The organism is Blautia pseudococcoides, from assembly GCF_001689125.2.
In the GTDB taxonomy this organism is placed as follows: domain Bacteria; phylum Bacillota; class Clostridia; order Lachnospirales; family Lachnospiraceae; genus Blautia; species Blautia pseudococcoides.
On the sequence record NZ_CP015405.2, the window covers coordinates 4,913,437 to 4,927,625 of the forward strand.

Below are 14,189 nucleotides of genomic sequence, written 5' to 3' on the forward strand. Positions count from 1 at the left end.
CGCACATATTAATCGTGACAGTAAAAGTGCCAATAAAGTGCCTTTTATCGTTAAGTACAAAGAGGAAAAGGAGAAACGACCATGCGTAAGATGAAGAAACTTTTATTAAGTGTCCTTCTGGCCGGTGTACTGTGCGTGACAGCCGGATGCGGTGCCACAGATAATGGTGACAACAATGCAGCAACAGAGGACAACAAAGCCGGTGACAACAAAGCCGGTGACAACAAAGCTGGTGACAACAAGGCGAATGATAACAAGAATGGGGCAAATGACGCCAACACTACTGACAGGAACAATGAGAATCCTGCAACAGATAACGGCGCAGCCAATGACACAGGTACAGGAAGCGGAGAAGCCGGCACAGGCGACGGCATGGTAGGTGACCTTGGTGAAGACATCAAAGACGGTGTGGAAGACCTGGGCGATGATGTGAAAAGAGGAGCAGAGGATGTAGGCGACGCAGTGGAAAATAACGCTGACAATGCCACAGACAACAATGCCAATAACAATAACAACAATACTACCACAAATACTCCGTAATTTCTGTATGCGGCAGATACACCAGGAAACCGGGTATCTGCCACTACATATAGTGTATTGCAAAGTAAGGAAACAATACTCTATACAAAAAACTTATAATAGTTAAAATTTTCTAAAAACTGTTGAACAAACGCAGGAATATTGATATAATAAGAATACATTACAGGAGTAAACAACCTGTAAAATACACGTTAAAGGGGTTGGACATCATGAAGTTTATTATAAGCGGAAGAAACATTGATATTACGGACGGATTAAGAAGTGCGGTAGAGGACAAGCTTGGAAAGCTGGAAAAATTCTTCACAGATGACACCGAGATACATGTAACACTGAGCGTAGAAAAAGAACGTCAGAAAATTGAGGTGACCATTCCGGTAAAAGGTAATATCATCCGCTCTGAACAGGTGAGTAACGATATGTATGTCTCCATCGACCTGGTAGAAGAGATCATCGAAAGACAGTTACGAAAATATAGGAAAAAAATCATCGACAAAAAACAGAACGCAGGGACCTTCCAGCAGGCATTTATGGAGAAGGACTTTGAAGATGAGAATACCAACGAGATCAAGATCATCCGTACCAAGAAATTCGGATTCAAACCTATGTATCCAGAAGATGCATGTGTACAGATGGAACTGTTAGGACACAACTTTTTCGTTTTCCTGAATGCTGAGACGGAAGAAGTGAATGTTGTTTATAAGAGAAAGGGAAATACTTACGGGCTGATCGAGCCGGATTTTAATGAATAAGAAAAATAAGAGTGAAAAAAGGCTTCGGTGAATCCGGAGCCTTTTTGGAAGAAAGAATTACAGTAATTCTGAAATGAAAAAGGGGGAATAAGACTTTGAAAATGAACATATCACTGCGACTGTGCGGTGATGATGGACAGAAGATTTTTGGAAAAGGGATAGCACAGCTTCTCCGGCTGATAGACACGGAAGGTTCCATGAATGCCGCAGTGAAGAGGATGGGAATTGCCTACAGCAAGGCATGGAAGATACTCCGTAATGCGGAAACCCAACTGGGGTTTGAACTGGTGGCAAAACAGACCGGAGGCAGGAATGGGGGCGGTTCCGTACTGACTCCTAAGGGGCGAAGCTTTTTGGAAAAATTTGAAGCCTTTGAAAGTGAGTCCAAAGTGTTTTTTACAGGCGGTGTGGCAAGATATGGAATATTCCGAAAAACGCTCCAGGAATATCTGAAGCTGGAGGTATGTACCCACAGTCTGGCACAGTATGCAGGTGCTATAGGGGCTGCCGTGATCGCAAGTGAGAAACAAAGAGTGAAGCAGTAACGCAGGAAACTGCCTGCGGGGGAGGAGTCCGGTTTGCCGGACTTCTTTTTTTTGTTGTTTTCAAAGAAAGAAAGTGTTACAATATAAAGTAATGTGGAATAATATCCACGAAAATAGGTTTTCCTATTTGTATGGAAACCCTACAGCAGTCTGAAAATTGGAAAATTAGGAGCATAAAACATGAGTTTAGTTCAAAAAATGTTTGGAACCCACAGTGAGAGGGAATTAAAACGTATCACTGCCACTGTGGACAAAATCGAAGCTCTGCGCCCCACCATGCAGGCGTTAAGTGACGACGAGCTGCGCGGTAAGACCAGGGAATATAAAAAACGTCTGGAAGAAGGAGAGACACTGGATGACCTGCTGCCGGAAGCATTTGCTACGGTGAGAGAGGCTGCCAAGCGTGTGCTGAATATGGAGCACTACAGGGTGCAGCTCATCGGCGGTATTATCCTTCATCAGGGCCGTATTGCCGAGATGAAGACAGGTGAAGGTAAAACCCTTGTTTCCACACTCCCGGCATATTTAAATGCACTGGAAGGACAAGGCGTACACATTGTAACCGTCAACGATTACCTGGCACACCGTGATGCGGAGTGGATGGGCAAGGTCCATGAGTTTTTGGGACTGACCGTAGGTGTGGTCCTGAACTCCATGAAAAATGACGAGAGACGCACGCAGTACGCGTGTGATATCACTTATGTGACCAACAACGAGCTGGGATTCGACTACCTGCGTGACAACATGGTGATCTACAAAGAGCAGCTTGTACAGAGAGATCTGCACTATGCCATCATTGATGAGGTGGACTCCGTGCTGGTCGATGAGGCAAGAACACCTCTTATTATTTCCGGACAGAGCGGAAAGTCTACCCGTCTTTACGAAGTCTGCGATATACTGGCAAAACAGCTGGAGCGCGGTGAGGCCAGCGGGGAAATGACAAAGATGACAGCCATCATGGGAGAGGAGATCATCGAGACCGGGGATTTCATTGTCAATGAGAAGGACAAGATCGTCAACCTGACTGAGCAGGGTGTCCATAAAGTAGAGAAATTCTTCAGCATTGAAAACCTGGCAGATCCGGAAAATCTGGAGATCCAGCATAATATCATTCTTGCGCTGCGCGCCCACAACCTCATGTTCCGTGACCAGGATTATGTGGTAAAAGACGACGAAGTCCTGATCGTGGATGAGTTCACGGGACGTATCATGCCGGGACGCCGTTACTCAGACGGTCTTCACCAGGCCATCGAGGCAAAAGAGCATGTAAAGGTGAGACGAGAGAGCAAGACACTTGCCACTATCACTTTCCAGAACTTCTTTAACAAATATGTCAAGAAGTCAGGTATGACCGGTACTGCGCTCACAGAGGAGAAAGAGTTCCGTGACATTTACGGCATGGATGTTATTGAGATCCCCACCAACAAGCCGGTGGCTCGTATTGACAGCGACGATGCTGTTTATATGACAAAGAAAGAAAAGTTCAGTGCTGTGGTTGAGGCCATCAAAGAAGCACATGCCAAAAAACAGCCGGTGCTGGTTGGTACCATTACCATTGAGACTTCGGAGCTTTTAAGCCGTATGCTGAAACGCGAGGGCATCCAGCACCAGGTATTGAACGCCAAATTCCATGAGATGGAGGCTGAGATCGTGGCCCATGCCGGTGAGGCGGGAACGGTTACCATTGCCACCAACATGGCCGGCCGTGGTACGGATATTAAGCTGGACGATGTGTCCAGACAGGCAGGCGGCCTGAAGATCATCGGTACCGAACGCCATGAGTCAAGACGAATTGATAACCAGCTGCGAGGCCGTTCCGGACGTCAGGGAGACCCGGGTGAATCCCGTTTCTATATTTCCCTGGAAGATGATCTGATGCGTCTGTTCGGTTCCGAGAAGCTGATGTCTGTGTTCAAATCCCTGGGCGTTGCGGAGAACGAGCAGATTGAGCATAAAATGCTCTCCAGTGCCATTGAGAAAGCACAGAAGAAGATTGAGGGCAACAACTACGGAATCCGTAAGAATCTGCTGGAATATGACCAGGTAAACAACGAGCAGCGCGAGATCATTTATAAAGAAAGACGCCGGGTTCTGGACGGAGAAAACATGCGGGAATCTATCTACAAGATGATCACCGATACCGTGGAACATGCGGTTGACATGTGCATCTCCGATGACCTGGATTCTGAAGAATGGGATCTGGGAGAACTGGACAGTGTCCTTCTTCCCACCATTCCGCTGCAGCCGATCACAAAAGAAAAAGTAAAAGGTCTGAAGAAGAACCAGTTAAAACAGAATCTCAAAGAAGAGGCAGTCAAGCTCTACGAGGAGAAAGAGGCAGAGTTCCCGGAACCGGAGCAGCTTCGTGAACTGGAGCGTGTGATCCTTCTCAAGGTGATCGACCAGAAGTGGATGGATCACATCGACGATATGGACCAGCTCCGCCAGGGTATCGGTCTGCAGGCGTACGGCCAGCGTGATCCAAAGGTAGAGTATAAGATGCAGGCATATGAAATGTTTGACACCATGATCTCCGCCATCCAGGAGACCACCCTGCGTCTGCTGTACCATGTAAGGATCGAGCAGAAAGTGGAGAGAGAGCAGGTTGCCCAGGTGACAGGCACCAACAAGGATGAATCCGGTCCGAAAAAACCGGTACAGAGAGCAGAGAAAAAGGTATATCCAAATGATCCCTGCCCCTGCGGAAGCGGTAAGAAATATAAACAGTGCTGCGGCAGAAAGCCGGTTTAAACAGTACACACAAAAGACCACAGTAATATACGGGGCTGTTACATCCGGGGGATTTTCCGGGCTGCAACGGCCCCGGTATATGTCAGTATACGGGTGTGTATAAAACACATCCTATGTGAGCAGGAAGGTGAGAAAATGGGACAGATGGTGGATTTCACCATGGAGCGCGAGGGTCTGGTAAAACCCGGCGACCGCGTAGATCTGAAGGAGGACAGGGCCAGCACCATGTCAGGTATGATGTATTATTATACCATCAAGGATGCCATCGCCATGTCCAGCAATCTGAAACGGCCGCTCACAAAGCTTGCAGGCACTGTGCGCAGGGTCGAACAGCAGGTATCCATTTACATGGTGACTGTGGAGATCGACGAAGAATAAAAATAAAAAAATATTCACAGAAAGAGGTGAAGCTAAATGGTAGAATTAGACCAGTTCAAATATACTTTGAACAACTACACAGGACCATTAGTGGAAGTGAGGGATTCACTTTAACCTGGCTAATAAGGAAAAGCGGGTTGAAGAATTAGAGAGGGAAATGGAGGCGCCGGATTTCTGGGATAACCCGGAGCGGTCCCAGAAGATGATGAAGGAGCTGAGCACCCTCAAAGAAGATATAGAGATTTACAACAAGCTCCAGAACCAGAAGGAAGAGATCGAGCTGATGATAGAGATGGGATACGAGGAGAATGACGCCTCCGTCATCCCGGATATCCAGGAAATGCTGGATGAGTTTATCACGGACTTTGAAAATATCCGTGTAAAAACACTTCTGTCAGGAGAATATGACAAGGACAACGCCATTGTCACCCTCCATGCAGGGGCCGGCGGAACCGAGTCCTGCGACTGGGCAAGTATGCTGTACCGTATGTATATGAAGTGGGCGGACCGCCACGGCTTCAGCACAGAGGTACTGGATTATCTGGATGGGGACGAGGCAGGGATCAAGTCTGTGACTTTCCAGGTCAACGGGGAAAATGCCTACGGATATCTGAAGTCTGAAAAAGGCGTTCACCGTCTTGTCCGTATTTCACCGTTCAACGCAGCGGGTAAACGCCAGACTTCCTTTGTATCCTGCGATGTAATGCCGGATATTGAGGAGGATGTGGACGTAGAGATCAAAGATGATGATCTGAGGATAGACACCTACCGTTCCAGCGGTGCGGGCGGACAGCATATTAATAAAACCTCCTCCGCCATACGAATCACCCATCTCCCCACAGGGATCGTGGTACAGTGCCAGAACGAGCGGTCACAGTTCCAGAATAAAGACAAGGCCATGCAGATGCTGAAAGCTAAGCTGTTTCTTCTGAAACAGCAGGAGCAGGAACAGAAACTCTCCGGTATCCAGGGAGAATTGACAGACATTGGCTGGGGCAGTCAGATCCGTTCTTATGTGATGCAGCCGTACACTATGGTGAAGGACCATCGTACAAACGAGGAATCCGGAAATGTGGATGCGGTTATGAACGGTGCCATTGATAACTTTATCAATGCCTATTTAAAGTGGATTGCTTTGGGAAATAAGAAAAACAGTTGATAAAATTGCCTAAATGTGCTAATATCTTTTGGAGACATACAAATGTATTCCAAGAACAAACAAAGGGGAAGAAAATGTCAGACAATAAAAGGTATTTTGTAGTAACAGAAAAAGCAGTGCCGGAAGTCCTCTTGAAGGTAGTGGAAGCCAAGAAACTACTGGAATCCAAAAGGTCTGTCACGGTGCAGGAAGCAGTGGAAGCTGTGGGTATCAGCAGAAGTTCCTTTTATAAATATAAGGATGATATCTTTCCTTTTAAAGAAAAAACCAAAGGACAGAACATTACATTCATACTTCAGATGGATGACGAGCCTGGGCTGCTCTCTGCGGTATTAAGGACCATTGCCCAGTATCACGGCAACATTCTGACCGTACACCAGAGTATTCCGATCAACGGGATAGCCAGTCTGACCATCAGCGTGGAGATCCTGCCCACACAGGGGGATGCGGAGACTATGGTGGATGAAATAGAGCACATTGAGGGCGTACATTATCTGAAAATCTTAGGCAGGGAGTAAAAGCATGATACAGATAGCAGTTTTAGGATACGGAACCGTAGGTTCAGGCGTTGTGGAAGTTATTAACACCAATCATGAGAGCATCAACAAGAAGGCCGGCGAGGAGATCAATATCAAATACGTGCTGGATCTGAGAGAATTTCCGGGAGACCCGGTGGAAGATGTTCTTGTGCATGATTTTGAGACCATTATCAATGACCCGGAAGTACAGATCATCGTGGAGGTTATGGGGGGCGTGGAGCCTGCTTATACCTTTACCAAGCGTGCGCTGGAGGCAGGCAAATGTGTCTGCACATCCAACAAAGAGCTGGTTGCAAGACACGGACTGGAGCTTCTTGAGATTGCCAGGGAAAAAGACATCAACTATTTATTCGAGGCAAGCTGCGGCGGAGGGATCCCCATTATCCGACCACTGAACTCTTCTCTGACAGCGGACGAGATTGACGAGATTTCCGGTATATTAAACGGAACAACCAACTATATCCTTACCAAAATGGCGGAGGAGAATGCGGATTTTGAGGATGTGCTGAAAGAGGCACAGGAGAAAGGCTATGCAGAGCGCAATCCGGAGGCGGATGTGGAAGGCTTTGATGCCTGCAGGAAAATTGCCATTCTCTCCTCCCTGGCATTCGGATGCCATGTGGATTATGAGGACATTTATACAGAGGGAATCACTAAGATCACGGTGGAGGATGTGAAATATGCCAAAGGCATTGGCATGAGCATCAAGCTGCTGGCAACCAGCAAAAGGGAAGACGGCAGGTTTTATGCCATGGTAAGCCCGGTGCTGGTAGGGCAGGACAGCCCTCTCTACAGCGTAAACGGTGTATTTAACGCTATTTTCATACACGGCAATGTGCTGGGCGACGCCATGTTCTACGGCAGCGGCGCTGGCAAGCTTCCCACTGCGAGTGCGGTGGTGGGCGATGTGGTTGACTGTGCAAAGCATCTGCACAGAAATATCATGATGAGCTGGAGCAGCAAACGTCTGGAACGGATGGACATCAAAGATGTGGAGCATCCTTTCTTTGTGCGCATCAAAGGCAGCATGACAGGCGATATCGGCAGTGTGGAAGAAGTGTTTGGAAAAGTAAAGACAGTGGGTGTGCCTGATGTGGCGGGAGAATTCGGTTTTGTCACAGCGCCCATGAGTGAGGCGGCGTTTGAAGAGAAAGCGGCCAAACTTCCGGACATTATCACAAGAATCCGCGTTCGTGCATAGAGGTGCTGAGAATGAAATACGTTTTGATATTAGGCGACGGAATGGCTGATGAGCCGCTTCAAGAACTGGGCGGCAGGACGCCTCTGGCGTATGCCCATACCCCCGCTATGGATGAATTGGCGGCTTTGTCGGAGATTGGTATGGTAAAGACCGTACCGGAGGGGATGAATCCCGGAAGTGACACAGCGAACCTGTCAGTTCTGGGTTACGACCCCAAGGTATATTACTCAGGGCGTTCTCCTCTGGAGGCACTGAATATCGGTGTGGAAATGAAAGACGGGGATGTTGCCATACGCGCCAATATTGTCACACTCTCCGAGGAAGAGGAGAATTACGAAGACAAGAGGATTTTAGACCACAGCTCCGATGACATCAGCACAGAGGATGCTGCGGTGTTGTTAGAAGCGGTGAAAAAAGAGCTGCAGAACGAAATGTTCCAGTTCTATGTGGGAACCAGCTACCGCCACTGCCTGATCTGGGCAAAAGGCGATGTGGTGCCTTTGACACCGCCCCACGATATCCGAGGAAAAGGTATTAAAGACTATCTGCCCAAGGAACAGCTTCTTTTGGACATGCAGAAAAAGAGCTATGAGATTCTGGCCCACCATCCTCTGAATGAGGAGAGAAAGAAAAATGGTCTGAATCCGGCAAACAGCTTGTGGTTCTGGGGAGCAGGAACAAAGCCTGCCCTGTCTTCTTTTGAGGAAAAATACCACAAGAAAGGCGCCATGATCTCCGCAGTGGATCTGCTAAAAGGAATTGCGGTGGGTACGGATATGTATAATATCACCGTGGAAGGCGCAAACGGCGGCCTGAACACTAACTATGAAGGAAAAGCACAGGCGGCTGTGGACGCACTGCTGAAAGAGGGATACGATTTTGCGTATATCCATGTGGAGGCACCGGACGAGATGGGCCACCAGGGCAGTGTGGAAAAGAAAATAAAAGCGATCGAATATCTGGACGCCAGGGTGATCCGCCCGGTAAAAGACGCGCTGGATGCATCCGGCGAGGCATATCGGATGCTGGTCCTTCCTGACCATCCGACCCCTATCTGTGTGAAGACACATACAGCCAACCCGGTTCCTTATCTCTTGTATGACAGCAGGAGACAGGAGACACATGACTGGACGTATAACGAGGAGGAGGCTTCTAAGAGCGGGGAGCTGGTGGAAAAAGGGCATGAGCTGATGGGGTATTTGTTTGAGGCTAAATAGTCATACGAAAAGATAAATATGAAAAAGAAGATATAGCAGGAACTGCGGCCGTTAAGCCGTGTTCCTGCTTGCTTTTTATATGGAATCCGGGTTATAAAGATGAATTATAAAGAAATGATTGTGAACGGCATAAGATCCTTGAAATTAGACAACCTGGCACAAATCAATATACTAACTGGAGATAATAACTGCGGAATAACCAGTGTTTTAGAGGTGCTGGAGAGCTTTGGACAGCCGGATGATTTTCGTACCTGGCGTTCGTGTTTCTGACGTCCCACAGTAAGGAGGCTATAGACAGAATCCTCAAATGTGCTCCTGAGATCAGGGAAGATATGGCAGTGTATACGCTTTATAAAGAGGAGACAGAGACATCTGTCAGGAGGCTGACTGCAGAAAAGGCAATAGAAGTTCAGGAGTGGTGCCAGGAATATGCAGCCCAATCTAAGAGCTGTTCCTTTTGTATTAGATCCTTTTGCCGTAAAACACGTAGATGCCGTACTAGCTACCCATTATCATCAGACCATATGAGGGCAGAGTTTGCAGCCCATGTACTGCAGAGTAATATGACGACTATTCCTTTTATCGCACCTCAAAAAAGAGATAAAACAGAATGGCGGCAGAAAGTTTACATAACATACTTTCTGCCGCCTGTTTTTAGATTTTTCAGGTATAAAACCTATCAATTATTGCTATCTTCTTAAATTGGATGTATGATAATTACTGTCCGGTCCAATATGAATTATTGTAACTGTCATTCTCTTGTGGCGCAGGTTTCGGCCTGGGAGTATCCAGTTCACCGGTAACGTCCATATAGAACACAGCGCCGGCAGCTCTCATATACGGTGTCAGCCACAGAAATCCCACATAGCAGGAAAGCAGGCTCAGCAGCATAAGGGGGATAAAGCTCAGGTCCATGTAGAGAAGACGTCCTTTATTTCCTTTCATAAGCCGCAGGCTTTCTCTCATTGCCTCCATGGCACTCATGTCCGTGTTGTCCAGGAGAAGATAGTCTGCAAGGCCGAAGAACAGGCCAAGTATCATGTTCACCGCCAGATTCGTCAGACTGCCGAAGAGCATGAGAAGCAGAATGGCATTATCAGACATGTCCTTGTTCATATAACCCGGCAGGTCAAAGGGAAGGGCAAAGATAAACTGTATAACCAGCAGGATCAAGTGGACAACGATGAAACGGTCAGGGTGGTGTGAGAAGGCAAAGAACAAGTCCTTTACCGCAAAAGCTTCACCGCGGCTGATATTCAGCATAAGCTTGGCATAGCCTGCGCCCACAACAGCCACCAGCAGGGATACCATATAATTGAGAAGCTGGGTGGTCACGATCCCCAGGACCGTGGCAGTGCTCATGGTATTAGTGATCAACATAGAAGGCAGAAGACTGCACAGTAACATCAGAAGCAGCGCAGCCATGGGGGTGCCGTATCTGCCGGAGAGATTTTCACGGGCGATCAGCTTTATAGCAGCAGAATTTCTTTTCATAAAACAAAATCTCCATTCTTTCGTATTTAAGGAAATGGCCGGCAATTCCGGCACGTTATCATGCTTATTATAACATAATTAAACGAGGTTACAAGAGGTGAAAATGGAACCGCGAATGAGTAAAAAAGAAGAAAAAAGCCTATATATACTGGGGTGGATGCTCTTTGGAGCCGCCGCAGTCCTTGCAGGATTGACCAGGGGCCTTCATATGCAGATGAAAATCTTTTCCCTTCCCTGCATCTTTTTGGAGCTGACAGGTTATTACTGTCCGGGCTGCGGAGGCACCAGGGCATGTGCGGCCCTTTTCCAGGGGAAGATCGTAAAATCCTTTCTCTGTCATCCGGTGGTGGTGTACACTGCTGCTGTCTTTGCCTGGTATATGATCTCCCACACCTTAGAATACCTGACCAGGGGCAGGCTGGCAGTGGGAATGCGTTACCGCGACCTGTACCTTTATCTGGCAGCAGCCATTATACTCATCCAGTGGGTGGTGCGTAATCTTTTGAAGCTGGTATGGGGAATTGATATATTGTAAAAGCGTCCGGCATGGGAGCAGGCTCCGGTCAGACGCTTTCATAAACATTTAGATAAATTTATCACCCTCATCCGGTGCGGGATAATAGTGATCCTGTCCACCGTCATTGTGATCCGGCCGGTCCGGATTTTCATAGTCATGATCATTATCCTGACCGTAGGGGGAAGTGATGCCGCTGCCGGAACCACTGCCTGGGTTTGTATTACGGTACAGGTAATCCTGCAGGAAATCATAAATGTCATCTTCCGTGTATTCTTCAGGATGTGTCAGTATATGCAGATACTGGCTGAAAAACGTACGCCCCTCACTGGTGGAGAGCATGGTGGAAGTAAAGAACAGGACAATCGCCGCCACAATGGCGATTCCAGCGGAGGAAAGTGCCATGCCGGCTTTGGCATTGCCGGGGCGGGCATAGGTTCCCTTTGATATAATGCCGAACAGAAGGCCAAGCCCTCCGAATAAAAGTGCCAAAGGCGGAAAACAGCACATGGACACAAGGGAAAGGATTCCCATTGTAAGGGCAGCGGAAGCAAATCCGGGACTGCCTTCATAGATGTGTTCTGCCGGCGGTTCCGGATAGATGACGGGACCCTGCGGGGGCTCCTGCCCATATCCCATCTCCTGGTTATTCTCATCATAAGGATCATTCATAAAGTCAAACCTCATTTCATGTATTTTCAATTATATAAGTATATTTTTCTCGTTTGTCAAACTACATTCTATCATGGATAGGAAAATAGGGCAAGACTGGAAAATATAAGGGGTAGTCACAAATAGGATATAAAAGGGCATAGAGAAACAATTTACAATTGAACATGGAACTATCCAATACGTGAAACTTAAAGTGAGGAATGGATGAACCATGAGCAATGCTTATGATAAAATGTTAAATCGGTTAAATGCGTACAGGCAGATGCAGAACATGAGCCAGGAGAACATGGGCAGTGTCATGGGGATTACGCAGAGCCATTACAGCAAGCTGGAGAAGGGGAAAAAGATCATCTCCGGTGAGGAGCTGTATAATCTGAAAAAGAACAATATAGATGTGGATTACCTGATCTCAGGGTGCGGCAGCCTCCGAACGGTACTGGATGAACTGATGGAACAGTGCAGCAAAAAGAAGAGAGCAGAGCTGCTCCAGCTCATTGTCTGGACCGTACAGCAGGGCATGGAAGCTGCGCAGATAGCAGGGAGTGCGGCTGCGCTTTTTACCAGGGAGATCGAACTTCTCAGGTATCAGGTATTTCCTCATACCTCCAAGCGGACCATCTGGTACAAGATCCGTATGGCAAATGAAATGACCCAGAGTGAGATGGCAGATGTCCTGGACGTGAGTGTGAAGCGCTACAGGGAGATTGAAAAGGGAAATACCAGGGCCAATGCGGAGGTAGTGGCTTCCCTCTATGAGAACCTGGGATACCTGCCGTCCATCATATTGGAAGAAGACGTAGTAAATCTGTCCTGTCTGAATCATATATGGAAAGCTTTTGAAAAAGAACTGCAGGATGAACTGGAGGCATTTATCCGAAAAGGATGCGGACTTTGGGAATGTAGGCCGGGTGAGGGAGCTAAGTGAAATGGAATATTATTGCGGAATAGATTTGGGGACATCAAGTGTGAAAGTTATGCTTTTGGGTGCTGACGGCGCGGTGCTGGGCACAGAGGCAGCAGGATATGACATGATAAAAAAAACACCCTGCGAGGCAGAGCAGGATATGGAATATCTTTGGCAGCAGACAAAAGAATGCATCAGGGCGCTGCTGGGAAAACACCCCGGGGCAGCGGCAGATATCCGGGGCATTAGTTTTTCAGGACAGATGCACGGTATGGCAGCAGTGGACAAAAACGGTAAGCCGGTGCGAAATGCTGTCATCTGGGCAGACCAGCGCTCCCAGGATGCCATTGGGCATATCTGGGACACCATATCCGGGGAGGAGTGGAACCGGATCACCTTAAATACGCCCTGTACAGGGTTTCTCGTATCCTCCCTGCTCTGGATGCGGGAACATGAACCGGAGCGGTACGCAAAGACTGCAAAAGTCATGCTGCCGAAAGATTATATCCGCTTTTGTATGTGCGGTGAGGCAGCCACGGATGTGACTGATGCCTCCTCCACAGGCATATTTGATGTGAAAAAGAGGCAGTGGGCCTGGGAACTGATCGACAGGCTTGGCCTTGAGCGGGAAATATTTCCGGTCTGCGGGGAAGCTTTTGAAAGGGGAGGCAGTGTCAGTGCTTCCTGTTCAAAGGAAACAGGGATCATGGAGGGGACGCCTTTATTTCTGGGGGGCGGTGATTCCATGATGCAGCTGGCCGGAAACGGGATCATTAAGCCGGGAATCCTCTCCTGTAATATTGGCACTGCCAGCCAGGTGGCCTGTGCCCTTGACAAACCGGTCTATGACACAAGATTCCGCACAAATACCTTCTGCCATACAGGCAGAGGGCTTTGGGAGATACAGGGCTCCTCCCTGACCGGAGGTGTGGCTCTGAAGTGGCTCAGGGATAATATGCTTCATATGAGGGATTTTGAGGAGATGACGAACCTGGCAGGGACAGCCCCTGCGGGAAGTGACGGACTCCTCTTTCTTCCATATCTGAGCGGAGAGCGCTGTCCCTGCAATGACCCTAATGCCCGGGGGATTTATTTTGGCATGAGTCTGTACCACAGCCGGGAACATCTGATCCGAAGCACAATGGAGGGCGTTATTTTCGGGCTGAAGGAATCACTGGAGATATTTCAAGATATGGGAATCCATTTTGACAGGGTGATCGCATCCGGCGGCGGAGCCAGGGGACAGCTTTTCCGGGAGATACAGGCAGATGTATTTGAGGCGGAGATCCATACAGCAGGGGAGGCGGAACAGGCCTGTGTGGGAGCTGCCATGACGGCAGCCGTGGGCTGCGGTGCGTTTTCTTCCTATGAGGAGGCGTGCGGCGTGCTGCTTCGTCCGGGAACTGAGGTGACAGTCCCGGATAAAGAGCGGGTGAAGATTTACAGGGAAGGCTTTGCCCGTTTTATGGAGCTTTATCAGAGAAACAAAACGCTGTTTTCTTGACAAATTCCTTTCCTATTGATAA

14 protein-coding genes are annotated in these 14,189 nt (G+C 48.1%); 12 read left to right on the plus strand and 2 right to left on the minus strand.

Features of this window, described 5'->3' with window-relative positions:
- The first annotated feature begins 81 nt into the window (after positions 1 to 81).
- The 9 genes from A4V09_RS23065 to A4V09_RS23105 all read left to right on the plus strand — a co-directional run bounded on the left by A4V09_RS23065 (position 82) and on the right by A4V09_RS23105 (position 9,079).
- Positions 82 to 540 (plus strand): hypothetical protein, encoded by a 459-nt coding sequence (locus A4V09_RS23065; RefSeq protein ID WP_065544399.1) that lies wholly within the window; start codon positions 82 to 84, stop codon positions 538 to 540.
- 209 nt (positions 541 to 749) lie between these two features.
- Positions 750 to 1,289, plus strand: coding sequence for a ribosome hibernation-promoting factor, HPF/YfiA family (gene hpf / locus A4V09_RS23070; protein ID WP_065544400.1), 540 nt, complete (start codon positions 750 to 752; stop codon positions 1,287 to 1,289).
- 101 nt (positions 1,290 to 1,390) lie between these two features.
- Complete coding sequence (locus A4V09_RS23075) at positions 1,391 to 1,834, plus strand: winged helix-turn-helix domain-containing protein (protein WP_242964168.1); 444 nt, start codon at positions 1,391 to 1,393, stop codon at positions 1,832 to 1,834.
- Between the two features lie 180 nt (positions 1,835 to 2,014).
- Complete coding sequence (secA, locus tag A4V09_RS23080; RefSeq protein ID WP_065544402.1) at positions 2,015 to 4,585, plus strand: preprotein translocase subunit SecA; 2,571 nt, start codon at positions 2,015 to 2,017, stop codon at positions 4,583 to 4,585.
- A 135-nt stretch (positions 4,586 to 4,720) separates the two neighbouring features.
- Complete coding sequence (locus A4V09_RS23085; RefSeq protein WP_065544403.1) at positions 4,721 to 4,963, plus strand: hypothetical protein; 243 nt, start codon at positions 4,721 to 4,723, stop codon at positions 4,961 to 4,963.
- 36 nt (positions 4,964 to 4,999) lie between these two features.
- Positions 5,000 to 6,122, plus strand: a protein-coding gene (prfB, locus tag A4V09_RS23090; RefSeq protein ID WP_099421556.1) for a peptide chain release factor 2 whose coding sequence is annotated in 2 segments (ribosomal slippage) — positions 5,000 to 5,074 and positions 5,076 to 6,122 — 1,122 coding nt in all. Because the reading frame shifts where the segments join, the coding sequence is not laid out codon by codon here.
- A gap of 74 nt (positions 6,123 to 6,196) precedes the next feature.
- Complete coding sequence (locus tag A4V09_RS23095) at positions 6,197 to 6,640, plus strand: ACT domain-containing protein (RefSeq protein WP_065544405.1); 444 nt, start codon at positions 6,197 to 6,199, stop codon at positions 6,638 to 6,640.
- A 4-nt stretch (positions 6,641 to 6,644) separates the two neighbouring features.
- Positions 6,645 to 7,862 carry a homoserine dehydrogenase gene (locus A4V09_RS23100; RefSeq protein ID WP_065544406.1) on the plus strand — a complete coding sequence of 406 codons (1,218 nt, stop codon included), beginning with the start codon at positions 6,645 to 6,647 and terminating at the stop codon, positions 7,860 to 7,862.
- A gap of 11 nt (positions 7,863 to 7,873) precedes the next feature.
- Positions 7,874 to 9,079, plus strand: coding sequence for a cofactor-independent phosphoglycerate mutase (locus tag A4V09_RS23105; RefSeq protein ID WP_065544407.1), 1,206 nt, complete (start codon positions 7,874 to 7,876; stop codon positions 9,077 to 9,079).
- Between the two features lie 717 nt (positions 9,080 to 9,796).
- On the opposite strand, the gene A4V09_RS23115 is transcribed toward A4V09_RS23105, so the two are convergent.
- The gene (locus A4V09_RS23115) at positions 9,797 to 10,573 is read right to left on the minus strand and encodes a DUF975 family protein (RefSeq protein WP_065544408.1); all 777 of its coding nucleotides are present in this window, start codon (positions 10,571 to 10,573) and stop codon (positions 9,797 to 9,799) included.
- 103 nt (positions 10,574 to 10,676) lie between these two features.
- On the opposite strand from A4V09_RS23115, the gene A4V09_RS23120 reads away from it, so the two are divergent.
- On the plus strand, positions 10,677 to 11,108 hold the full coding sequence (locus A4V09_RS23120; RefSeq protein ID WP_065544409.1) for a DUF2752 domain-containing protein: 432 nt from the start codon (positions 10,677 to 10,679) through the stop codon (positions 11,106 to 11,108).
- Positions 11,109 to 11,156: 48 nt separating this feature from the next.
- On the opposite strand, the gene A4V09_RS23125 is transcribed toward A4V09_RS23120, so the two are convergent.
- Positions 11,157 to 11,759, minus strand: a complete 603-nt coding sequence (locus A4V09_RS23125; RefSeq protein ID WP_065544410.1) for a hypothetical protein — start codon at positions 11,757 to 11,759, stop codon at positions 11,157 to 11,159.
- A gap of 211 nt (positions 11,760 to 11,970) precedes the next feature.
- Here A4V09_RS23125 and A4V09_RS23130 point away from each other — a divergent pair, with 211 nt between their 5' ends.
- Positions 11,971 to 12,684 carry a helix-turn-helix domain-containing protein gene (locus A4V09_RS23130; RefSeq protein ID WP_065544411.1) on the plus strand — a complete coding sequence of 238 codons (714 nt, stop codon included), beginning with the start codon at positions 11,971 to 11,973 and terminating at the stop codon, positions 12,682 to 12,684.
- A 1-nt stretch (position 12,685) separates the two neighbouring features.
- Positions 12,686 to 14,167 (plus strand): xylulokinase, encoded by a 1,482-nt coding sequence (gene xylB, locus A4V09_RS23135; RefSeq protein ID WP_065544412.1) that lies wholly within the window; start codon positions 12,686 to 12,688, stop codon positions 14,165 to 14,167.
- The last annotated feature ends 22 nt before the right edge of the window (positions 14,168 to 14,189 follow it).